The organism is Bacillus sp. EB106-04-04-XG123, assembly GCF_058791855.1.
Map to the genome: position 1 here is coordinate 744884 of NZ_JBYTDZ010000002.1, position 20649 is coordinate 765532.

Annotated in this window: 22 protein-coding genes and 1 pseudogene; 5 read left to right on the forward strand and 18 right to left on the reverse strand. The window is 41.9% G+C overall.

Annotated elements, in window-relative coordinates; genetic code table 11:
• Nucleotides 1-394 precede the first annotated feature (394 nt).
• The 6 genes from AC3WTB_RS09215 to AC3WTB_RS09240 form a co-directional block, all read right to left on the reverse strand.
• Nucleotides 395-1243 (reverse strand): polysaccharide deacetylase family protein, encoded by an 849-nt coding sequence (locus tag AC3WTB_RS09215; protein ID WP_492333621.1) that lies wholly within the window; start codon nt 1241-1243, stop codon nt 395-397.
• Between the two features lie 65 nt (nt 1244-1308).
• Nucleotides 1309-1638 carry a PTS sugar transporter subunit IIA gene (locus tag AC3WTB_RS09220; protein WP_024423898.1) on the reverse strand — a complete coding sequence of 110 codons (330 nt, stop codon included), beginning with the start codon at nt 1636-1638 and terminating at the stop codon, nt 1309-1311.
• A gap of 19 nt (nt 1639-1657) precedes the next feature.
• The gene (locus tag AC3WTB_RS09225; protein ID WP_212043633.1) at nt 1658-1981 is read right to left on the reverse strand and encodes a PTS sugar transporter subunit IIB; all 324 of its coding nucleotides are present in this window, start codon (nt 1979-1981) and stop codon (nt 1658-1660) included.
• A 12-nt stretch (nt 1982-1993) separates the two neighbouring features.
• Nucleotides 1994-3427: a glycoside hydrolase family 1 protein gene (locus AC3WTB_RS09230; RefSeq protein ID WP_492333622.1), complete on the reverse strand. Its 1434-nt coding sequence runs from the start codon at nt 3425-3427 to the stop codon at nt 1994-1996.
• A gap of 31 nt (nt 3428-3458) precedes the next feature.
• On the reverse strand, nt 3459-4769 hold the full coding sequence (locus AC3WTB_RS09235) for a PTS sugar transporter subunit IIC (protein ID WP_039182533.1): 1311 nt from the start codon (nt 4767-4769) through the stop codon (nt 3459-3461).
• Nucleotides 4770-4858: 89 nt separating this feature from the next.
• Entirely contained in the window at nt 4859-6817 is a 1959-nt protein-coding gene (locus tag AC3WTB_RS09240; protein ID WP_492333623.1) for a BglG family transcription antiterminator, read from the reverse strand.
• Between the two features lie 137 nt (nt 6818-6954).
• Between AC3WTB_RS09240 and AC3WTB_RS09245 the strand changes: the two genes are divergently transcribed.
• The gene (locus AC3WTB_RS09245) at nt 6955-7158 is read left to right on the forward strand and encodes a hypothetical protein (protein WP_492333624.1); all 204 of its coding nucleotides are present in this window, start codon (nt 6955-6957) and stop codon (nt 7156-7158) included.
• Between the two features lie 48 nt (nt 7159-7206).
• Here the strand turns inward: AC3WTB_RS09245 and AC3WTB_RS09250 are convergent, their stop codons facing one another.
• From AC3WTB_RS09250 to AC3WTB_RS09275, 6 genes are all read right to left on the reverse strand, one after another.
• On the reverse strand, nt 7207-7632 hold the full coding sequence (locus AC3WTB_RS09250) for a YwqH-like family protein (RefSeq protein WP_039182541.1): 426 nt from the start codon (nt 7630-7632) through the stop codon (nt 7207-7209).
• A gap of 286 nt (nt 7633-7918) precedes the next feature.
• Nucleotides 7919-8182 (reverse strand): YwqI/YxiC family protein, encoded by a 264-nt coding sequence (locus tag AC3WTB_RS09255; protein WP_268473489.1) that lies wholly within the window; start codon nt 8180-8182, stop codon nt 7919-7921.
• A gap of 37 nt (nt 8183-8219) precedes the next feature.
• Nucleotides 8220-8645, reverse strand: coding sequence for a YwqH-like family protein (locus tag AC3WTB_RS09260; protein WP_041118256.1), 426 nt, complete (start codon nt 8643-8645; stop codon nt 8220-8222).
• Between the two features lie 293 nt (nt 8646-8938).
• Nucleotides 8939-10345 carry a Na+/H+ antiporter NhaC gene (gene nhaC / locus AC3WTB_RS09265; RefSeq protein WP_058838438.1) on the reverse strand — a complete coding sequence of 469 codons (1407 nt, stop codon included), beginning with the start codon at nt 10343-10345 and terminating at the stop codon, nt 8939-8941.
• Between the two features lie 144 nt (nt 10346-10489).
• Nucleotides 10490-11911 carry an aspartate ammonia-lyase gene (gene aspA / locus AC3WTB_RS09270; RefSeq protein WP_492333625.1) on the reverse strand — a complete coding sequence of 474 codons (1422 nt, stop codon included), beginning with the start codon at nt 11909-11911 and terminating at the stop codon, nt 10490-10492.
• Between the two features lie 28 nt (nt 11912-11939).
• Nucleotides 11940-12929 carry an asparaginase gene (locus AC3WTB_RS09275; RefSeq protein WP_024427527.1) on the reverse strand — a complete coding sequence of 330 codons (990 nt, stop codon included), beginning with the start codon at nt 12927-12929 and terminating at the stop codon, nt 11940-11942.
• A gap of 205 nt (nt 12930-13134) precedes the next feature.
• Between AC3WTB_RS09275 and AC3WTB_RS09280 the strand changes: the two genes are divergently transcribed.
• Nucleotides 13135-13482, forward strand: coding sequence for a helix-turn-helix domain-containing protein (locus AC3WTB_RS09280; RefSeq protein WP_039182556.1), 348 nt, complete (start codon nt 13135-13137; stop codon nt 13480-13482).
• Nucleotides 13483-13536: 54 nt separating this feature from the next.
• Here AC3WTB_RS09280 and AC3WTB_RS09285 read toward each other — a convergent pair whose 3' ends face one another.
• The 5 genes and pseudogenes from AC3WTB_RS09285 to AC3WTB_RS09305 all read right to left on the reverse strand — a co-directional run bounded on the left by AC3WTB_RS09285 (nt 13537) and on the right by AC3WTB_RS09305 (nt 16939).
• Nucleotides 13537-14001, reverse strand: a complete 465-nt coding sequence (locus tag AC3WTB_RS09285; RefSeq protein ID WP_039182560.1) for a helix-turn-helix domain-containing protein — start codon at nt 13999-14001, stop codon at nt 13537-13539.
• 98 nt (nt 14002-14099) lie between these two features.
• Nucleotides 14100-14627: a YfjD family protein gene (locus tag AC3WTB_RS09290; protein ID WP_058838437.1), complete on the reverse strand. Its 528-nt coding sequence runs from the start codon at nt 14625-14627 to the stop codon at nt 14100-14102.
• Nucleotides 14628-14648: 21 nt separating this feature from the next.
• Nucleotides 14649-15407, reverse strand: a complete 759-nt coding sequence (locus tag AC3WTB_RS09295; protein WP_492333626.1) for a YfjC family protein — start codon at nt 15405-15407, stop codon at nt 14649-14651.
• 12 nt (nt 15408-15419) lie between these two features.
• Nucleotides 15420-16611, reverse strand: a pseudogene (locus tag AC3WTB_RS09300) (DUF6861 domain-containing protein).
• A 4-nt stretch (nt 16612-16615) separates the two neighbouring features.
• On the reverse strand, nt 16616-16939 hold the full coding sequence (locus AC3WTB_RS09305) for a WXG100 family type VII secretion target (protein ID WP_024427532.1): 324 nt from the start codon (nt 16937-16939) through the stop codon (nt 16616-16618).
• A gap of 226 nt (nt 16940-17165) precedes the next feature.
• Here AC3WTB_RS09305 and pepT point away from each other — a divergent pair, with 226 nt between their 5' ends.
• Nucleotides 17166-18398 (forward strand): peptidase T, encoded by a 1233-nt coding sequence (pepT, locus tag AC3WTB_RS09310; protein WP_492333627.1) that lies wholly within the window; start codon nt 17166-17168, stop codon nt 18396-18398.
• A 289-nt stretch (nt 18399-18687) separates the two neighbouring features.
• Entirely contained in the window at nt 18688-18867 is a 180-nt protein-coding gene (locus AC3WTB_RS09315; protein ID WP_039182574.1) for a hypothetical protein, read from the forward strand.
• A gap of 84 nt (nt 18868-18951) precedes the next feature.
• Here AC3WTB_RS09315 and AC3WTB_RS09320 read toward each other — a convergent pair whose 3' ends face one another.
• Nucleotides 18952-19629, reverse strand: a complete 678-nt coding sequence (locus tag AC3WTB_RS09320; RefSeq protein WP_039182576.1) for a DUF3298 and DUF4163 domain-containing protein — start codon at nt 19627-19629, stop codon at nt 18952-18954.
• A 161-nt stretch (nt 19630-19790) separates the two neighbouring features.
• Here AC3WTB_RS09320 and AC3WTB_RS09325 point away from each other — a divergent pair, with 161 nt between their 5' ends.
• Complete coding sequence (locus AC3WTB_RS09325) at nt 19791-20648, forward strand: MurR/RpiR family transcriptional regulator (protein ID WP_181286087.1); 858 nt, start codon at nt 19791-19793, stop codon at nt 20646-20648.
• Nucleotide 20649 lies beyond the last annotated feature (1 nt).

A 20649-nucleotide genomic window follows, 5' to 3' on the forward strand; every position in this document is an offset into this window, starting at 1 on the left:
TTGAAAACTAGTTCAACTTAGTCCGAGTTGAACAAAAAACTTGTGCAATTACATGTTACCATAAGTAACAAATTGTTACCATAGATAAGCGTACTTTTTAAAGCTTAATGTGTAAAAAACTATAAGAGCTTTAGTTACAGTAATTTAAAATTAGAGTGTGCTCAATTGATCAAATAACTTGTTCAACAATCTTATAAATTAGAAGTCTGAGTACTTTTCTTCTATGCCCCCTACTTTATATTGGCAACTGTATGACCTAGTTTAACTAAATAAAAAAGAATCAGTATATTAAAAACTGATTCCTTATATTGCATGAATCTATTTAAATCCAAAACAAGTTTTATTCAGGTATCGCGAAACTTGTCGTAAAATGTTTCATGTGAAACATTGATCTTTACTTCGCTTCAACGAGCCTGCCAAAGCTTTCTGGTGAAAGTCCCGGTGAAATGCGGACGCGGTGCAAGGACATCATGCCTTGTTCCTTCTTCGCATGTCCTGGTTCAGTGGTAACAGCCATTTGGTATCCGGCTTCCTTCGCCAGCTTCAACGTCTCTTCATTATAGCGCCCGACAGGATAGCTGACCATTCTCGTACGCTGAGAAAATCGCTGATCAAAGAATGTCTTTGATCCTTTTAACTCCTCTTCCTGCTGCTGCTTTGATAATTGATTGAGCTCTAAATGATGAATCGTATGACTCTCAATCGAGATCCCATGTGCCATCATCTCATCCATTTGCTCATCCGTTAAGTGATTCGGACGGCCAATGGATTGCTCAATCATGAAAATCGTTGCTTTCATTCCATGCTGTTTTAAAATCGGAAATGCCTTTGTATAGTTATCCGTATATCCATCATCAAATGTAATGAGGACACTCTTCTTACTTGGCATCGAATTTGTTGTGAAAACGCGGTACGCCTCTTCTGGCGACAGTGTGACATAGTCGTTGTCCTTCAGCCATTTCATATGGGATGCAAATTCGCTCTTTGGCACACGTAACGAGTTACCGCTTGAGATGCTGTGATACATCAAAATTGGAAGCTCGACCGGCTCCTTTTGCTTCATCCAGTTTTGTGTCTTTATCACTGCCGTTTCTTTTTTCTGATGCATATCTTTTGTTTGTAATGGACCCTTTTCCTCTTTGACGACTTGCTGGCTTCCTTCCGCCTGCTCCTTCATTCCCGTACAGCCCGAAATGAGCAGCAGCATAAGACCAACCGTCATCAGCATACATGTTTTCTTCATTCACCAATCCTGCTTTCTCTTTATCTACCGAATGATTATAACAGAAATTGGTTATTCATTGATATCTATTTTGACAGGGTATTCATTTTTTTACACATTTCGATCATCTCGATGGCGAGCAGATGAATGGTCTCTGTTGTGAGCATTTGATCTTCTGCGTGTATCAGCAGTAAAGAAAACGGAAGCTGTTCACCTGCCGCTTCTTTTTGAATCAGCGACAAGTGCAGGTTGTGGATGCTTCGAAACGCTTCCTCCCCTTTTTCGATCAACTGCTGCGCTTTTTCAAAATCATCAGCTCTTGCTAGACGAATCGCTTCTACATAATGACTTCTTGCCTCGCCTGCATGGGCAATGATTTGAAAGGCTGCTCCCTGCATTTCCTCTAATACCGTCATCTGCTTCTCCTCCAATTACTCAAGATTCATTTGCTAGTTTCAGTGCATGATCTAGGATTTTTTCTCCGTTTGCTGTTCCGTATAATCTCACATTGACGACATCGACAGGGATTTGATAAGGTGCCGCTGTTTTTTCTGCTGCTTTTTTCATAAAACTTACTTGCGGTCCAAGTAAAATCGCCTGTACATCCTCTCCATGCTCTTCTAGTTCATCCGCAATGGCTCCTTCAGGTATAGCATAAATATAGTAATCCAGCCCTTTAGCTTCTGCGGCGGCCTTCATTTTCGACACCACAATGGACGTCGACATTCCTGCTGCACAAGCGAGAATGATTCGTTTCATATCCCATCACTCCTATTGATAAATGACTTCTGTTTCAACTGTCAGTTGCCTAGTTTTGATTAATGTCTGGTACCAATACGCAGATGCTTTCAGCTGTCGATTCCGTTCATTCTCCAGCTGGATTTCGACTAATCCATAGCGGTTTTTAAAGGCATTCATCGGTGAGACATTGTCTGTAAATGCCCAAAGCATATAACCCGTGCAATTTGATCCTTCTGCTTTCGCTTGAAGTGCCCGCTTCAAATGCTGGCTGATAAATGAAATGCGATACTGGTCATCAATGATTCCATCTTCTTTTTTAAACCGTTCTTCCTTTTCTACACCCATGCCATTTTCGGCCACAAACCACTCAATATTTCCGTATTCCTCTTTTATCCTCATCCCCATATCGTAGACAATCTTCGGGTAGATTTCCCATCCTCTAAAAGGATTCATTTTTCTCCCTGGAAGCTCAAACATATCGTAATAATAGGATGGGTGAAAAGGCGTCCCTTCGTTCCAAGCCTTACTCGGCGCCTTGACACGATGCGGATAGTACAAGTTAAGTCCGACGACATCTACCGTATGATTCTTGATGATCTGAAGCTCTTCCTCTGTGGAATCGAAAAGAATATCATGCTTTTTCAACACATCGATCAGTTCCTCTGGATACTCCCCTTTGATGGAAGGATCTAAGAACACTCGATTAAAAAACAAATCATACATACGTGCCGCTTCTTGGTCATGCGGAGCAGACGATCTTGCATACGTCACTTCTGGATTGAGAATCACGCCGATTTTGGCTCCTGTCGATTCCTTCAAACCCATCTCCTGAAACAGCTTCACCACTTTTGCTGTTGCCAGTGCTTTATGATAGTTCCACTGCATCCATTTCTTCGTATTTTGCTCATACGGATATCGGATGGCATCTAGATAAACACGTGTCTGGACAACAATCGGTTCATTAAAACTAAACCAATGCTTGACCCGGTCTCCGTAGCGCTCAAACACTTTTTCTGCATAGAGAACAAACAGATCAACGACATGCTTTGATGACCATCCGCCGTACTTCTCAAGCAAAACGGCAGGAAGCTCATAATGCTCTAAGCAAAACATCGGTTCTACACCTGCTGCGATTAATTCATTGATCAGATCATCAATGTAACGAGCATAGGCCTCATCCACTATCCCATTCTCGTAATCTATGAGAAATCTCGACCAATTGATCGATGTCCTGTAATGTGTCAGCCCAATCTCTTTCATTAAGGCTACATCCTCAGGATAGCGCTCGTAAAAGTTCGTCGCACCAGCTGGCCCATAGCCTTCGTGCCATACGTGATACCCTTCCTTATACCATAAATCGATGTACGAGTCCTGATGCGCCCGCTTTCCCTTCCAGCCCTCCGTCTGCCATGCAGAAGCCGCAGCACCTAGGATAAAATCTCTTGGAATCTCAATGCTGTTCATGTCGCCGCCTCCCTTTTCTTCTTCTGAATGTTTATTCTGAATCTGGTGCTGCTTCTGGCTTGCGATTAGACAAGAGAACAAACGGTAAATAGATGAAAACAGCAACCACAATGCAGATAAGCTGTGTGATGACGGCTCCCATGCTGCCAGCGGTTGACAGCCATGCATTCACAAGCGGCGGTGTCGTCCACGGCACCATCACGACCGCTTTTCCAGCGAATCCTGTAGCCGTCGCAATATAACCAATCGTACCTGTCACAAGCGGTGTGACGATAAATGGGATCGCCATCACAGGGTTTAGCATGACGGGTAATCCAAAAATAACAGGTTCATTGATGTTGAACAGTCCGGGTCCTGATGAGAGCTTGGCAATGCTTCGCATCTCTTCCCTTCTCCCAGCAATGAAAATTGCAATCAAAAGTCCAATGGTCACACCTGAACCACCGATGCTCATATACACATCCCAAAACGGCATCGTGATAATATTCGGGATCTCTTTTCCCTCTTGAAATGCTGTCATATTCACTGCAATCGATCCTAATAAGAGCGGCTCCCGGATCGGCTTAATCATCTGGTTGCCATGGATGCCGATCACCCAGAAAAATTGTGCCACAAACATCAACGTTAAAATCCCAGGCAGCCCCTGTACAACACTTTCTAGCGGACGCTGCACCACGTTATATACTGCTTCATGCAAATAAATGCCTGTCACACGATGAAATGCAAACCCGAATGAACTAATGATCGTAATTGTAATGATAGAAGGAAAAAGTGATGAAAAAGACGTTGCCACATTCGACGGAACCGAATCTGGCATCTTGATTTGCAGCCATTTCACCTCAGTCAGCTTACAAAAGATTTCCACAGATACGATCGCAATGATCATCCCTAAAAATAAGCTTTTTGGATCGGAAAATTGTCTTGCCAACACGTCTACAACCTCACGCATCGATCCATCAACTTCAAGAAGAAGTGTCGTTGGAATAACAGATATGAATGAAATCAACGCCATCAATCCTGGGAACAGCGACTTGTGCCCGTTGATTTTCCCAAGCTCAATCCCAATGAGGAACACAGCCCCAATGGTTAAAAAGTTCAGCGTGGCATAATTGATTGCCTTCATAATAGGCTGAAGCTCTGCTAAAAACCTGAATATCTCAAAATGAGCAAGCCCTGTTTCCGGGCTCATGATCATATTTGCCACCAGTACAGCAAAAGCTCCTGTAATGATGATCGGCATCAATGTGACAAATGCCTGTTTAATCGCCATAATATATTTCTGATTGGTGATGCGATAAGCCACATGCCCCATGACATCTGCCGCTTTCTCCTTGAAGCTCATGATCCGTCTCCCCCTTTGCACAAACTCGTGATCATCCTCCTTTTTGATGTTATTTTAAAAGCGCTTTCATTAACATCTAATCTTTTTCCTCACAGATGCGGAAATGGATGTCGCGTTTTTTCATTTGGCTGCTCCAATACTTGAAGTGCTGCTGTCAGTTCTTCAAATGAAGAGGCTTTGATGAGCTGTTCCACCACTTCCTTCCGTTCTGTCAGCCGCACAAGAAATTGATAAAGCGACTGTAATTCTTTTTGATACGTCTTCTGGATGCTTAACAAGCAAACAACTTGTACTCGATCTTCTCCCCACAGCACCGGCTTTTTTAACGTACAGATTGCACAAAACGTATCGTCTGTTGCCGGCTTAATTGGATGAGGAATCGCAACCAAATGACCGAAAGAGGTGGGTGACACTTGCTCTCTTTCTAGCAATAATTGTTCAAACTCGTCTGAGATTCGATGCTGCTCCTTTAACACGTTCACGAAAAATTGAAGAACCTCTTCCCTTGATTGAAGGTCTTGCTGAAAAAATGTCAGCGCCGGACTCACATACCGTAAAACACCTGTATCCTGTGAATTTTGCACAAATCGTTTTAGCCGGACAATATCATCATCACTTAGAATCGTATGTACATCAATTACTGGCACAGGCAATGTATTCTGAAGCGGAATGGTACTAATAATAAAATCAATGCTTTTCAAATCATACGAAGGAAGTTCCCCCACACTTGCAGTTCCAGCGATCTCCAGTCTTCCGCTAAAAGCCGCCGTGAGCTTATGAAGAAGAAGCTGACTGCTGGCGACACCCGTCGCACACACAATAAGACATGTCTTTCTCACATGCTGTGTTTTTGTCCGCTCGATTGCAGCTCCAATATGAAGTGCCAAATATCCGATTTCATCCTCAGGAATCTCAACACCCTCTTTTTCCTTCAGCCACCTGCCCATATAAACACCCGCCTCAAACGCAATGGGATAGTGCCTTTTAATGTCTGGTAAATAGGGATTTCGAATATTCATATCGTATCTAAAACGATGAATGGCGGAACGCAAATGAAGACTTAAACCAACGATCAGCTCCTTATCAAACTGAATATCAAGTGACATATGCTCCTCCACATAAGCAAGCAATTGGTGAGTGAAACGAAAATGATCTTCGTCCAGCAGATGAAATAGCGTATGGCCAGCCTCTCCATATGCCATCATCTTTGCCCCCATTAAGTGAATTGCGATGTACGCCATTTCAGATAACGGAAAATCAATCGCTAATACGCGGCGAATATCTTCAGTCATTTGTTGAGCTATTTGGAAAACTGGCTGCACTTGAATTTCTCTCAATTCCGCTTCTGGCATCTTAACCAGCTTTTTTTCTTCTATTCGTTTGCATGCGATGGCAATATGGGTCACTAAATTGCTTAAACCGATTTCTGATAAATGAAGTCCGGTGGCTTTTGTACGTGAACGCACGATGTCCTGAATCAGTTGATACGTTTCTTCAGGTAACAGTATAGAGTGCGCTTGATCCTGCTGAAATACATGCTCTGCCATACAATATCTTAATTTCATTTCATCGCCTGTCAGACGCAGTCCATATTTAGGGCGGTGCGATATAGAAAGTCCATGCAATGAAAACAAATGCCTGACAGCTTTTAAATCATTTTTCACTGTGGATTCACTCACAAATAATTCCTCTGCCAATCCCTCTAATTTGATATATTCTTCTGACAGAAGCAGCCTTTTCAATAGATAAGCCACGCGGTCCTCAGGCTGATTGGGAATGGACTGTTCCTTTTTCTCATTTCTTTCTCTCAGTGATTTTTTCAAAAATGTACGAAATGCCCCATAATCTTCAACGCTCAATGTATAGCCTGCCCCGCGTTTAATATGTAGTGCGGCACCATGTTCTTCTAAGATCACTTTAAGCGCTTTCATATCTGTGCGGATGGTTCGTGATGTGACTCCGATCACACGGGCAATTTCTTCACTTGTCAGTTCCTGCTCCGCTTGCATCAATCGTTTCAGAAGCTCCTCCTGACGTAGAGATAGCATGGGCTCTCCTCCCTTGGCATTTACTTTTGCCTATCATCATAAACGAAAATAGAACTCTTTGCCCAGTATTTCTTTCAAATCGGGAACCTAGATATGGCTCATTCGTATGAATATGAAACTAGAGGAGGGATGCTTTTATGTTTGTTGTCATTATCATATTAGCTTTTTTAGGAGCCATCGTTGCCAGCTTGTTCACACCAAAGGATAAACGTGCATCTGCTAAGCGTTCTGCACATCATAATTCAACGACTAGTACATATACTGATTCGTATACCCATCACGCTTCTGATGCCTCCTGCGGGAGTGATTCAGGTGATAGCGGCGGTGGTGGATGTGACTAAACAAAAAAACAGCCGCCCTTTTATGAGACGGCTGTTTCGTTTATGGTTTTAAAGAGCTTTCCAGCCCCGTTCAATCAAATGTTTAACATCCTTTGCAAAATCCTCGCCCTTTTCCATCACGTCCTGAGCTCTTCCTGCAAAATTACTGGCAACGGCCAGCTCCATTTTTTTCAATTCAAAGTGTAAGATTTTTTGGTCAATCTCTGTTATATATTTTTCATATTCATCGTTGACGATGTCGTGCATCACGCTGTAAGCGTCTTTCCGGTGGCGATGAAAGTCGGTTCCTCTCTCGCCTTTCCATGACGAATCTAGAGCAGGCTTCTTGATTTCTTTGATATCTGACTGGGCAAGATCTTGTTCTGTTCGAATATTGCTTTTGGCTGTCTTTAACCGAGAGATCATTTCGTCAAATTCTGCACGTTTGTTCTCAATTCCCATATGCAGATGGTGCAGCATCTCGGATAAACTCATGTCATCCACCTCTATCTGACCTCATACGAAAGCACGGCGTGAGCGCCTTTGGAAACCGTCGACTCACTTGATTTTTCCAATCCTGATATTTCTATCGTTCTGCTTTCATTAAGTATAGTATAAGGTGAAAAGCCTCAGGCTTAAATAGGGAAAAGGTGTCCTTTTAGCGACGCATTTGGAAGAAAAACGGAATAATACAAGGTCTTACACCCCGAATTTTATATGAGTCTTTATAACTAAATTACATCATGTAAATGATATCCATAAATAAAAGCGATTGTGCTGATTATTTTGCAGCAATCGCTTCGTCTTGTTCTTTTAATGTTTTCACGTTAGAACGTGTATCCTGAACGTTTTTGATTAGAGCTTCTTTAAAGCTTGAAACCATTTCGCTTACCTCTGCTTCACGTGCCGTCCACTTGGTTACAAATTCAAGACTGTTTTCACCTGCTTTATCTGCTGCTTTTTTCATCGCTAAAGCTTCGACTGCTTGGGAGACTTCATCTAGTTGATCCATGACTGTTTGGTAGTTTAACTTAATTTGTCCCATTGTGATATCCTCCAGATTTGTTCAGCATGAAGCTCGCTTACAAGCTGCTCCATGCTTTTGAGATCAAGCGTTTTGCGTCCTCTACTGCGTCTTCTCCTTTTTCAGCAAGGCGTGCGGCGTCTCCAGCTAAGGAACTGGCAAAGGATAACGCAGCTTGTTCTGCTTCTAATGTACTGATTTTGAATTCGATACGGCTCACATAACGTGGGTATTTATCGTTCACGATCGTTTGCAGCGCATCATGTGCTTCATTTCGGTCTGTTTTGAAATCCTGGCTTCGCTCACCTTTCCAAGAGGTCCCAAGCTTTGGCTGCTTGATTTGCTTTAAATCTGTTTCTGCCGCATCTTGTTCACGTTCAACCTTGCTTTTCGCCTTTTTGAGCCGAGCGATTTTCTCTTCAATTTCTGCTTTTTTATTTGAAATGCCACCGTTAAGGGCAGACAGCATATCCGATAAGCTCATATGGGTTCCTCCTCCTGTCAAAATAAAAACGCTGCTTAGAGTCCCTCTAAACGAGCGTAAGGTGAATAGCACTTTTTCCAATATTGTTATTATAAGGTTCAAAGACTCATGTTTGAATAGGGATTTGTGCCCTTTTTATGGGATAAATATGCTTTCACTCTGTTTTACACTCCCTCTTTTGACCTCTTTTATAGGAGGTCTAAATTCCTGTTCGTTTGCTATATGTCACATATAGTCTCTCAGTCCTAGGACAAACAAAGCCGCCCCGTGCAGGAGCGGCTTTTGAAAACGGCTTATGAGGCCGATTCTTCTCTTTCTTGTTGATCTTTCACGTACCAAATGAATTTGCCCGTATATCCGTAAATGATCGCAAGACCAATGGCGACAAAGCTCAACCACATAAATGGTAAATAAGAGAATGTCGATACGCCGAGGATTCCTGCCATGTAAATACCGTTATCTGACCATGGAACCATACCAGAAGTAAGCGTACCACCGACCTCAGAGTTTCTGGATAAAACCCGTCTGTCTAACTTTAATTTATCGTAGCTCTTTTCCATAATTTTTGGTGTAAGGATTAACGATACATACATCGCACAGCCAAAGATATTGGCGAAGAACGCAACAACGAGTGTAGACAGCGTTACATTCCCTGCATTATGTAATTTTTTCTCAAATGTCGCAACGATGACTTTTAATACGCCTAAATATTCTAATACTCCACCGAAACCAAGTCCGAGAATAATGACCACTAAAGATCCAAGCATATTCACAATACCGCCACGGTTTAACAGCGTATTTAAGAATTCTACATCTGAATTAATAGAGAAACCATTATAAGCTGTACCAAGTGCATCGGCTGGATTCATTCCTTGGAATGCCATTGCCCAAACTGCGCCAAGAAGCGCACCAATCGCAATAACAGGCATTGAAGGTTTTTTCAAGACAAGTAATAGCACAACAATAAGCGCCGGAATGATCATCCAAATATTAATCGTGAATGTATCTTGCAGTGCTTGTTTCAAAAACTCTACTTTTCCTTGATCAATATTTTTTCCGCCATACATAAACCCGGTAATGGTAAACATAATGGCAGTTATGACAAAGGCAGGTATGGATAAGACCATCATCGCTCGAACATGTGCGAGCACGTCCACTTTTGAAAGTGAGGAAGCAAGGACAGTACTATCAGATAATGGAGATAATTTATCACCAAAATAGGCTCCAGATAAAACAGCACCAGCCACGATAGGTAATGGAATTCCCAAACCTTCACCAATCGCAATCATGGCAATACCTGCGGTTCCAACTGTACCCCATGATGTTCCTGTAGCAACAGACATAATGGAACAGATAATCAGTGTAGCTAGTAAGAATATATTAGGATGAATAAATTCCAGTCCATAGTAAATTAACGTTGGTACAACTCCACCAGCAATCCATGTTCCTACAAGTGCACCTACTGCAATTAAAATTAAAACAGCTTCTAAACCATTCGATATCCCTTTTGTAATGGCGTTTTGAAGATCCTTATAAGAATGCCCCAATCGAATACCCAACGCAATAACCATAAACCATGAGATAAACAATGCGAGTTGAATATCTAATTTGAAGTAAAGAGTAAATGATAAAACAATTGCTAAAAACAAGCCAAGTACAGCTACGACTTCTAAAATAGATGGTAGACGTGGTGTTTTCATTGTGTTTCCTCCCTTTGTGCGTGCGTTAAGCGTTTTCAAAATATTGTGAAAAAAGTGTGTCAATTCGAAAGAAAGTGAATTGCCTGTTTTTTCTCTTTTTCACAGGCAATTCCACATATTAATAAAATAAAATTTTTGATAATATTATCGCTCTAGGAGCTCTGCACCCGCAATGCCAGGCTTTGTCATCTCAAATGGATTTAAGATAATATCAAGTTCTTCTTCCGTTAAAACATCGTTCTGCAAGCAAAGATCTCTGATCGATTGACCTGTTAAAATGGCTTCTCTTGCAATTCTAGCAGCTGCTTCATAGCCTAAGTGAGGGTTCACGGCAGTGATCACGCCTGCACTTTTTTCTACATATTCTTTCAAACGTAGTTCATTTGCTTCAATGTCCACTAAGCAATGATCTGTGAATGAGCGGAATCCGTTATTCATTATACTAATAGACTGAAGCAAGTTAAAGACTAAAACAGGCTCCATCACATTTAACTCAAGCTGGCCTGCTTCAGAAGCAAGACAGATCGTGTGGTCATTCCCAATGACCTGGAATGCGATTTGGTTAATGAGCTCTGCCATGACTGGATTGACTTTCCCAGGCATAATGGATGATCCAGGCTGACGGGCTGGCAATGCAATTTCAGCAAGACCTGCACGTGGACCAGATGCCATTAAGCGAAGGTCATTGGCAATCTTAGACATGTTCATCATACATACTTTTAAAGCGGCGGATACTTCTGTGTAAGCATCTGTATTTTGCGTTGCATCCACGAGATGCTCTGCCCCTACAAGAGGAAGACCAGAAATATCAGCGAGCTTTTTCACCACGATCTCAATATAACGAGGATCTGCGTTTAAGCCCGTCCCAACAGCTGTCGCACCCATATTGACTTCATATAAATGCTGCTTCGATTGGTTGATCCGCTTAATATCACGGCTCAGCACGCGGCTGTAAGCTTCAAATTCCTGTCCCAAACGGATTGGAACAGCATCCTGCAAGTGCGTACGGCCCATTTTGATCACATGATCGAATTCTTTTGCTTTCTTTTTGAAGACGTCCTGCATGGCTTGCATCGTTTCAAGCAGAATGTCTAACTGCTTGAGTACAGCAATATGAATCGCCGTTGGGAATGAGTCATTTGTTGATTGCGACATATTCACATGTGTGTTTGGGCTTAAATGGATGTATTCACCCTTTTGATGTCCCATGATTTCTAGCGCTCTGTTTCCAATCACTTCATTGGCATTCATATTCATGGACGTTCCTGCGCCGCCTTGAATTGGATCGACAATAAAGTACTCGTGCAGTTTGCCTTCAATGACTTCGTCAGACGCTTGAACGATGGCATTTCCAATTCCTTCATATAAACGTCCGACTTCCATATTGGCTTGAGCTGCTGCTTTTTTCACGATGGCAAAGGCTCTGATTAGTTCCTCGTGCATCCGATATCCTGTAATCGGGAAATTCTCTTTCGCACGAAGGGTTTGAACCCCATAATACACGTCTGCTGGAATTTCTTTTTCACCAAGAAAATCCTTCTCATAGCGATAAGTTGCTTGAACCATCTCTTATGACCTGCTTTCTATAGAATAGTTAAATCACTAAATCTTCTGCGATTGGCGTTTCCATAATCTTTTTGACTTCTCTTGGATCTGTTGTTTTGCCTAGTGCCCACATCAGTTTCGGCACGATAGCTTCTGTATTCATATTTCTTGAACGTGCCACCAATTCTTGATTGATCTTGCGTCCTACCTCATACACACTCATGTCTTCGCCTTCTTCAAGACACTGAGTGGTGATGACAACAGAAATGCCTTCTTCCAGCAATTCGTTGATCTTTTCTAAAAGGTTTCTTCCTTCGAAAGGAATTCCGCCGCTGCCGTAGCTTTCAATGACAACGCCTTTGTACATGCTTTTGACTGCATCTAAAAACTCAGGCTTCAGGCCTGGGTGCAATTTTAACAGACACACATCTGTGTTCAAGGATGCATCTAATTTAAGCGGTTTCATTGGTGTTCTTTTTACTTTGCTATTGTATTCAATTTGATGGTTTTCAATTGATGCAATATATGGGTAGTTAATGCTTTCAAATGCATCATAGCTTTTCGTTCTTAGTTTGATCGCACGTGTTCCTTGGATGACTCTGCCATCAAACACGACATATACGCCGCCAACACCGTCACATGCAAAACGAATCGCATCTGTGATGTTTTTCTTCGCATCTGTTTTCTTAAAAGTAATCGGAATTTGTGAACCTGTAATTACGATCGGCTTATCAGGATTTTGCAGCATATAAGACAGCGCTGCTGATGTATAGGCCATTGTATCGGTTCCGTGAGTCACAACAAACCCATCATACTGATCATAATTCTCATAAATGGCTGTTGCGATATCAACCCAGTATTCAGGCTGCATATTTGTACTATCTATACTCATTAGGGACTTTGTGTCCATTGTATATTCTGCATTAATTTCGTTTAAATAGCTCAAAAGATCCTCAGCTTTAACACCTGGAGCTAATCCATTTTCACTCTCTACAGATGCTATCGTCCCACCAGTCGTTAAAAGCAATAATTTCTTCAACAGGTCCACCTCTTTCGTAAAATTACTTCGTTTGTCACACATATTATAAGCTAGCTTGTGCTATTCTATAATATACGCTTTACGCGTACCTTCATTGCCATTATAGTCACATAACGCGAATTAATCAAGAAATTGTTACGCATAACGCGTACATTCTATGCCAAAATATGATATACTGTTGTTGTAAATAAAGGAGCGTTCATGTATGATACTCGATCGTTTAACCACTCTTAGAAAAAAGAAAAAATGGTCTCTCCAGCATACGGCAGATCGCCTAGGTATCGCCAAAAGCACCTATGCCGGTTACGAATCTGGGTACCGACGACCTTCGCTTGAAGCAGTGAAGCTGCTGGCTGATTTGTATGATACGTCCATTGATTTTTTACTTGGTAGAACGGACGAGCCAGAGATACAACGCAAAATCTCTGATATCAAAATTGAACTGACGGAAGCAAAAGAAGGAACCATTCATGTAGACGGCGTTCCCCTAAATGATGAAGAAATCAAACAGCTTGTTGCCTTTATTCGGGCGAAAAACACTCTAAAAGTATAAACACAGAAAAGAGAGGCACCTATCAAACAGGTGCCTCTCTTTCCTTTTCCAATCTCAATATGGAGAAGACAGCTGGCTTAATTCCTCTAGCCGCCGCTTCGCTTCTTCTTTATTAAAAGAACTATAATAGCGATAATTCTCCTCATCTAGGATGCGGTAGTGCTGACTAAGTACATTTTGCTGAAGGCGAAACGTGCCTTTTTTGACAGCCGTCCTCCACCAAACCTTTCCGCCAATCGTACGCTCAACTGATAGATGTAATTCATCATGTGCCACAACTTCCAAAATCTCAAGCGGGTCATCCCCTAGTGTCCCTTTCAGAATGTCACTATCTCTGAATAATGCACATACGGCCGCGGATTGCGTCCAATTGAGACGCAGCCTGTTTTTTTCAACCTGCTGTAAATGCCGTTTCGATAGACCAAGTACCTCCGCCATGCGATCCTGCGTATAATCCTTTTCTTTTCGAATCCGTGCCATTTGTTCTGTGACGAGGTCGATTACCATCTCTTTATCCATATCTCATCACCTCTCCGAGTGTTCAGTCTTTACTGACATCATACACGATTTTTTCGAAAAAGTGGCGCCTCATCCTATACAATTCTGACAAACACAGCTTAGTCGGTCTTCTCTTCTCCCTGGCCATGCTGCTGTCTCCAATTTTCTTGGGCTGCCTGATGTAAATATGGATAGATCTCCTGTTTGACGGTCTGCTCAAATACTTCTTCATCTAAAATGCTGTACGCCGGAATTCTGATCAATTTCCCATCGACTTTCCGAATGAGCACATCCATAAAAAGAAATCCTCTTATACTGTAACGATGCCTGCGCATGTCGATTGATTGAATATCTTGAAAAGGAATTGTTCGCTCCCGGTGCAGCACAGCGCCATTCTCTCCGCGCTGAATGCGAAAAATCACATTTCCCCTCTTCGTAAAAGCAGGCAAAATCATCAAAAAGGAGATCCAGCCATAGACAATACCTAATAGTCCGCCTAAAAATAAAAACAATGTATAGTTCGATTCAAATGTAAGAGCTTCTGAAAATAACCAAATACCGATGATACCGAAGCCGCCCGTTGCTAAGAATGCCCATACTCTTAAAAAAGGTCTGCTCCTTACTTCTATTACTTCACTTGGATTCAAGCGTCATTCTCCTTTTCTCCATTAGAATATAGAACGGAACCCGTCTCGATGAGCCGTCTCAATGCGAAATTGATTTTCTTTTACTCCTGATACAAGCCACGATTGGTTCTCACCTGGAATGACAAATATCATCGACTCCACATCAGGCGTATTATTTTTGTCATAGACGACCTTCATGAGGGAATCCATCTTTCCTTTTCTCGTCTGTACATCAGAAACAAATGCCTTCACGAGCTCTTGATTCTCTGCTTGATTCAGAAAGGATGGCCACTCATTTTTTGCTTCGCTTGCTTGCTCTAACAGCATTTCAAATTCCTCCGCCTGGAGACTGATGACAGGTTCAGGGTGATCATTCATCTGTATGTTGAAAAAGGCTGTCACTTGCTCTTCTGCCTGCTGATCGCCGCTCAGTTTACGAATCTGATGCACTTGTTGATCATAAAGCGTATGATGCGCATATACACCCGCCTGAGTTGTGTGAAAGGAGGTGCTGATTTCTTCATCTAAATCTCCAAATCTAGACGCCTTGACGGTGTAAGAGGCATCATTCATCGCCTGGATGAAATGACGGTATTCCGCTTTATAACGGTATTGTCTGTTTCGAAATTCCAGTACACCTTTTGAGAGCAAAGAACGGCACGCAATTTCAAATAAAAACCCAAGGCGCTCATCCTCAACATCAGGATAATACGCTTCCTTTAAGGACATGCCTTGTTCAAAATAGCCTTCACTGTAAAAACTAAAGATGAGTTCCTCAATACTTAGACTTAGCTGATCCAACTTGATCTCTCCTTATCCAAAAGAAAATGCACCCTTAAAGAAATCGCCTGCACCCTTTATGAGCGAATCTGCGGTTTCTTTTGTTTTCTCTATCCCTTTATGTATCACCTGATTTGCCTGATCAATGGTATCATTGACTGCTTTCACACCTTGACCCGCCAGTTCGAATGCTTTTTTCCCTTTATCCACGACCGCATGAATCGGGTCCTTTAATTTCACTGCCATCTGTTCAGCAAAACCGGATGTCAGCTTGGCGACTTTTTCTCCAATAAATCCCCCTACTGCTGAACCAATGGCTCCGCCAACAACGGTTCCAATCGGACCTGCAAAGCTTCCAAGAGCGCCCCCGACAACGGCACCTGCGACAGAACCGCCAGCGATAAAGACCGTATTGTTCACTGCATTTCCAACAGCCTTTGCATTCTCACGCTTAAGAACTTCTGGCTGATCACCGAATTCTGCATAGTTCTCGGCAATTTTCAATCCACAGCCCACTGTTTCTGTTGCACCAGTGACAACTGTTGCAATGATGGCATTCCCTTTCGCAAACCTTGCACCATTTTTCAGAACAGACTTGATCGCAGCTGTGTCCTTCCAATTAATACTTCCTTTTGTAAAATCACGGACACTGTTTGTGAACGCAACTGTATCGTCAGGATAAAATTTTGTGAATTTCTTATGGACCAAGTCAGCCATCGGCCAGTTCGATCGTTTTAATAATTCTTTTTTACTCAGCCAAATCCTTGCTAACCGGTCAAATCTCGTTCCTTCTACCCGGCTGGTCAGATCAAGCAGCAGCTTCGAATGCTGCGCTGCATATCGGCCATTTTCTTTAATAAAGGTCGTCATTCCAAGCCCATAATGCCTGCATCATCACGATACCTGCTAAGCTCGTGAGTGTACCATATTGATCATAGATGCTGTACAATTTCCGCAATATATCATCTGCTTCGACCATTTTATCTGTTGCATGACGAATGGCAATATCATCGCTGCTCAATTTGCTGATTAACGCTTGTCCTGCTCCCCATGCATCCCCGACACCAGAAAAACAGCTTCTATACTGAGGATCGCAGCCTAAAATCAGCCCGTCCAGTTCACTATGTAAATCGCGGTGCTTCGTTTCAATGGCTGACAGCTCTCCTACAAAATCATTCGCCAGCCCTGTCAGCTGATCTGGATCAACCACAATGTCACGTGCCATCACATCATCTCCCTTCTCTGTTTCTTTCTCTCCGTTCTTCTCGTCTCTTTCGCTCAAGCTCTTCCATTCTGGCAATTTCAGCTTTACGCTCCTCAATTTTGACCGCTGCATCACGCAGTTCCTGACTTGTTTCAAGCAAATCCTTTTCAAATTGATCATAGCGTGCCGTTGTTTCTTCAAAGCTTTGATCAAATTTATCTCTTGCTTCTCCCTGCCAGCCTGATCCTACTGCCTTCAGCCGATTTTCCAGCAGCTGCTTTGACTGCCGAATCTCATCAGCCGCTTCCTGAAACTTTTGAGCGAGTGCCAGCGTTTGACTAGAATCCAACTTTCGCACCCCTTTCTCCCAATTTAACGTACAAATGGATGATTTTATATGTCCTCATTATAAATAAAAAGACACCCAAAAAAATCACCCTAAAGAACCATTCAGCACATCACCTAATGAAAGTAGGCCTTTTTCCTCTCTAATTGCCAGAGAAAGCCTTTCTTGTTATGAAGCGCATTCAAGACGTGATAAAATGGACGTATTCTACAAAAGGAGTGACGTATAGATGAAAGAGGAAATGATTCAGCGTTTCACAAGCTATGTGAAGGTAGATACGCAGTCAGATGCAGAAAAGGAAAGCTGCCCATCTACTGAAGGACAATTGAACCTGGCGAGACAGCTTGTTGAAGAAATGAAATCCATCGGGATTCAAGAAGTGACAATGGATGAAAACGGCTATGTCATGGGAACGATCCCATCTAACACAGACAAAGACGTGCCGACCATTGGCTTTTTGGCTCATATCGACACAGCCACTGATTTCATCGGCAAAAATGTAAAACCGCAGCTTCATGAGAACTATCAAGGCGGCGACATTACCTTAAATGAAGATCTACATATCGTTTTATCTCCACAACAGTTTCCAAATTTACAAAAGTACCAAGGACATACGCTGATCACAACAGATGGCACTACCCTGCTTGGTGCAGATAACAAAGCTGGTATCGCTGAAATTATGACAGCTATGCATTACCTAATCGAACACCCAGACATTAAGCATGGAAAAATCCGCGTCGCTTTTACGCCAGATGAAGAGATTGGCAGAGGGCCGCACAAGTTTGATGTTGATGCATTTGGCGCTTCCTATGCTTACACAATTGACGGCGGACCGCTTGGCGAGCTGCAATATGAAAGCTTCAACGCAGCAGGTGCGAAAGTATCCATTAAAGGAAACAACGTCCACCCAGGAACAGCTAAGGACAAAATGGTCAGCGCTGCGAAAATCGGGATGCTCTTTCACAACAAACTTCCTTCTGACGAATCTCCGGAGTATACAGAAGGCTACGAAGGCTTTTTCCACCTGACGAAATTTGTAGGGGAAGTAGAAGAGGCGGAGCTGCAATATATTATCCGTGATTTTGATAAAGAGAAATTCAACAATCGCAAGGCATTGTTTGAAAAAATAGCAAATGACTTAAAAGCCACCTACGGAGAAAACAGCATCACCCTCAGCATTCAGGATCAATATTATAATATGAGAGAAAAAATTGAGCCGGTGAAACATATTGTGGACATAGCTCATGAAGCTATGGAAAATCGCTCAGTCACACCGGTCATTGAACCAATCCGCGGCGGCACAGATGGCTCCCAGCTTTCATATAAAGGTCTACCAACGCCAAACATCTTTACTGGCGGGGAAAACTTCCACGGTAAATATGAATTTATTTCCGTTGAAAACATGGTGAAAGCAACTGAAGTTATCGTTGAAATTGCCCGTCTATTTGAAGAAAAAGCATAGACATGTTTACAACCGTTCCTGTTCGGGAACGGTTTTTTAATAAAAGTTTACAATTTTCTGAAACTTTTATGACACTTATTCGTACTAATAGAGACAACCCCAGAAAAAATTCTTCTTGACGAGTGAAATAACTGGAAATATAATAGTTAAAAACAACCAGTATTTTAGACCTAAAATAGCAGATCGAATGAACCTTAAGGACTAAACCGATTCTGCTGCTTATTTTCAGTTATAAACATCACTCACCCTGTCTACACTTAAAGAATAGGATGAATTGGAGGAATGTCATATGATGATTTTATTGATTATCGCTTCACTTTGCTGCTACTTACTATTCTCTTTCAAAAAAGATAACCGCACCCAAAAAAGAAAAAGCGCAGAGCTTTCGGAGTTTGAAATCTTTCGTATGCGCCGCCACTACAACGGAAAACGCCGTCACCCACTAAACGAAGCACCTAAACAAGTATAAATCCAAATAAAAGAGCCTCTTGAGGGGCTCTTTTTGTTTGCATAAACAGCAAAAAACGACCAGATTCAGTGGTCGTTTTTCTTTTTATTTATATACCTTCGCAGGAACTTGAATCATAGGAATTCCAACATAATAAGGTGAAATTTCATATGGCTGGAAGACAACAGCAATTCCCTTTTTCGTGAAGTAATACTGTGTGTTGTAGTTGATTTCAATGTCACTTTTTTTCAGGTTCGCATAGAATTTACTTTTATGTTTCTTTGTGTAGTTATAAATATAATCTCTTACTTTCGTACGCTTTTTCTTCGTTTTCACAACGTCAGTCAAGAACAGCTGCTTTGTTTTTTTCTTTGTTAACACATAGTTCATGCTGGAAACCATTGTGTCCCCGTGCATGCTGCCATCATTCATGTAGTCATAGTTTAAGATACTTAGTTTCTTCCCATTGTTAAATTTCGTTTTAAACGATCTCTCGTACGTGATCTTCCCAAAGCCTTCCTTTTTCGCTTCATCCTTTAAGAACAAGTAAGTAGAATAAGAGAAAGCGATATCTTCTTTTAAATCACGATTGATGGTTTTCATATGCGCCTTGCTTAGGTTTTTCACCTGTGCATATTTAAACGTTTTTTTCTTTTTATAATAGTGTGTGCTTACTTTTGCTTTTTTTGCTTGTTTGGCATCCGCAGATCCAACTGGCGCAAACAAGGAAACAATCAGTGAGAAAATAAGCAGGCTGATCGTTAGGCCTTTTTTCATTGTCATAGTAAAAACCCCCATTTTTGTCTATTTCCAAATGAGTATACCATGACAAAAGAACCAAAAGAAGTATTTTTTCCATATTATTCTTCATTTTTCCACATCTGGTTTGTTTACCGTTTTCATAAGTTCCTGTATGCTTAATATAGAATGCTAGATGAAGTGTGGTGTTTATCATAGAAGAGAATATTTTTAGTCACATTCGGACGACGTTTCATAGTTTGTCCCCAACCCAGAAAAAGATTGCCAATTACATCTTACAAAACCCTCAGAAAGTTGTGCTTCATTCTATCAGTGCACTCGCTGCTGAATGCAGCACAAGTGAAACGACGATCTTTCGTTTTCTAAGAAAAATTGGCTATGAATCGTATCAAGTGTTTCGTGTCCATGTCGCACAGGATATCGCGACCAATACACCTCAATCCATATACGGTGAGATCGAGGCATCCGATAGTGTAGCTGACATTAAGCATAAGGTCATAGAGTTAACAACAAACTCTATTCAAGATATGAAGCATATTTTAGAGGATCATGCCGTCACACAATTCATTGAACACATGAAACAGGCACATAAAACCGTCTTTTTTGGAGCAGGTGCGTCCAGCTTTATTGCTGGTGATGCTTATCATAAGTTCCTGCAGCTTGGTTTTGAAGTGAGCCTCTGCAGTGATCCGCATATGATGAATATGATTGCAACACACGCCACGGAACACGATTTTATCGTCGCAATCTCCCATTCAGGAGAAAGCAGAGAAATTCTTGACGCCGTACAGTTTGCAAAAGAAAAAGGGGCAAAAATTGCCTCTATCACCAGCTATCCGAAATCAGAGCTCGCAAAACGGTCTGATTTTCATCTGCTTAGCTCTTCCAGAGAGACAACCTATCGATCGGACTCCATGATCTCCCGTATCAACCAGCTTGTGATCATTGATGTACTATACGTCGCCGCTGTTTTAGAGCTAGGATCAAATGCCATTGAAAACGTGAAACGATCTCGATTAGCTGTAGCTAAAAATAAAACATGAA

Bases quoted from the DNA above. Each gene is read 5' to 3' on its own strand.
- AC3WTB_RS09215 (WP_492333621.1), bottom strand. From the start codon at position 1,243: ATGAAGAAAACATGTATGCTGATGACGGTTGGTCTTATGCTGCTGCTC.
- AC3WTB_RS09220 (WP_024423898.1), bottom strand. From the start codon at position 1,638: ATGACGGTATTAGAGGAAATGCAGGGAGCAGCCTTTCAAATCATTGCC.
- AC3WTB_RS09225 (WP_212043633.1), bottom strand. From the start codon at position 1,981: ATGAAACGAATCATTCTCGCTTGTGCAGCAGGAATGTCGACGTCCATT.
- AC3WTB_RS09230 (WP_492333622.1), bottom strand. From the start codon at position 3,427: ATGAACAGCATTGAGATTCCAAGAGATTTTATCCTAGGTGCTGCGGCT.
- AC3WTB_RS09235 (WP_039182533.1), bottom strand. From the start codon at position 4,769: ATGAGCTTCAAGGAGAAAGCGGCAGATGTCATGGGGCATGTGGCTTAT.
- AC3WTB_RS09240 (WP_492333623.1), bottom strand. From the start codon at position 6,817: ATGCTATCTCTACGTCAGGAGGAGCTTCTGAAACGATTGATGCAAGCG.
- AC3WTB_RS09245 (WP_492333624.1), top strand. From the start codon at position 6,955: ATGTTTGTTGTCATTATCATATTAGCTTTTTTAGGAGCCATCGTTGCC.
- AC3WTB_RS09250 (WP_039182541.1), bottom strand. From the start codon at position 7,632: ATGAGTTTATCCGAGATGCTGCACCATCTGCATATGGGAATTGAGAAC.
- AC3WTB_RS09255 (WP_268473489.1), bottom strand. From the start codon at position 8,182: ATGGGACAAATTAAGTTAAACTACCAAACAGTCATGGATCAACTAGAT.
- AC3WTB_RS09260 (WP_041118256.1), bottom strand. From the start codon at position 8,645: ATGAGCTTATCGGATATGCTGTCTGCCCTTAACGGTGGCATTTCAAAT.
- nhaC (WP_058838438.1), bottom strand. From the start codon at position 10,345: ATGAAAACACCACGTCTACCATCTATTTTAGAAGTCGTAGCTGTACTT.
- aspA (WP_492333625.1), bottom strand. From the start codon at position 11,911: ATGGTTCAAGCAACTTATCGCTATGAGAAGGATTTTCTTGGTGAAAAA.
- AC3WTB_RS09280 (WP_039182556.1), top strand. From the start codon at position 13,135: ATGATACTCGATCGTTTAACCACTCTTAGAAAAAAGAAAAAATGGTCT.
- AC3WTB_RS09285 (WP_039182560.1), bottom strand. From the start codon at position 14,001: ATGGATAAAGAGATGGTAATCGACCTCGTCACAGAACAAATGGCACGG.
- pepT (WP_492333627.1), top strand. From the start codon at position 17,166: ATGAAAGAGGAAATGATTCAGCGTTTCACAAGCTATGTGAAGGTAGAT.
- AC3WTB_RS09315 (WP_039182574.1), top strand. From the start codon at position 18,688: ATGATGATTTTATTGATTATCGCTTCACTTTGCTGCTACTTACTATTC.
- AC3WTB_RS09320 (WP_039182576.1), bottom strand. From the start codon at position 19,629: ATGACAATGAAAAAAGGCCTAACGATCAGCCTGCTTATTTTCTCACTG.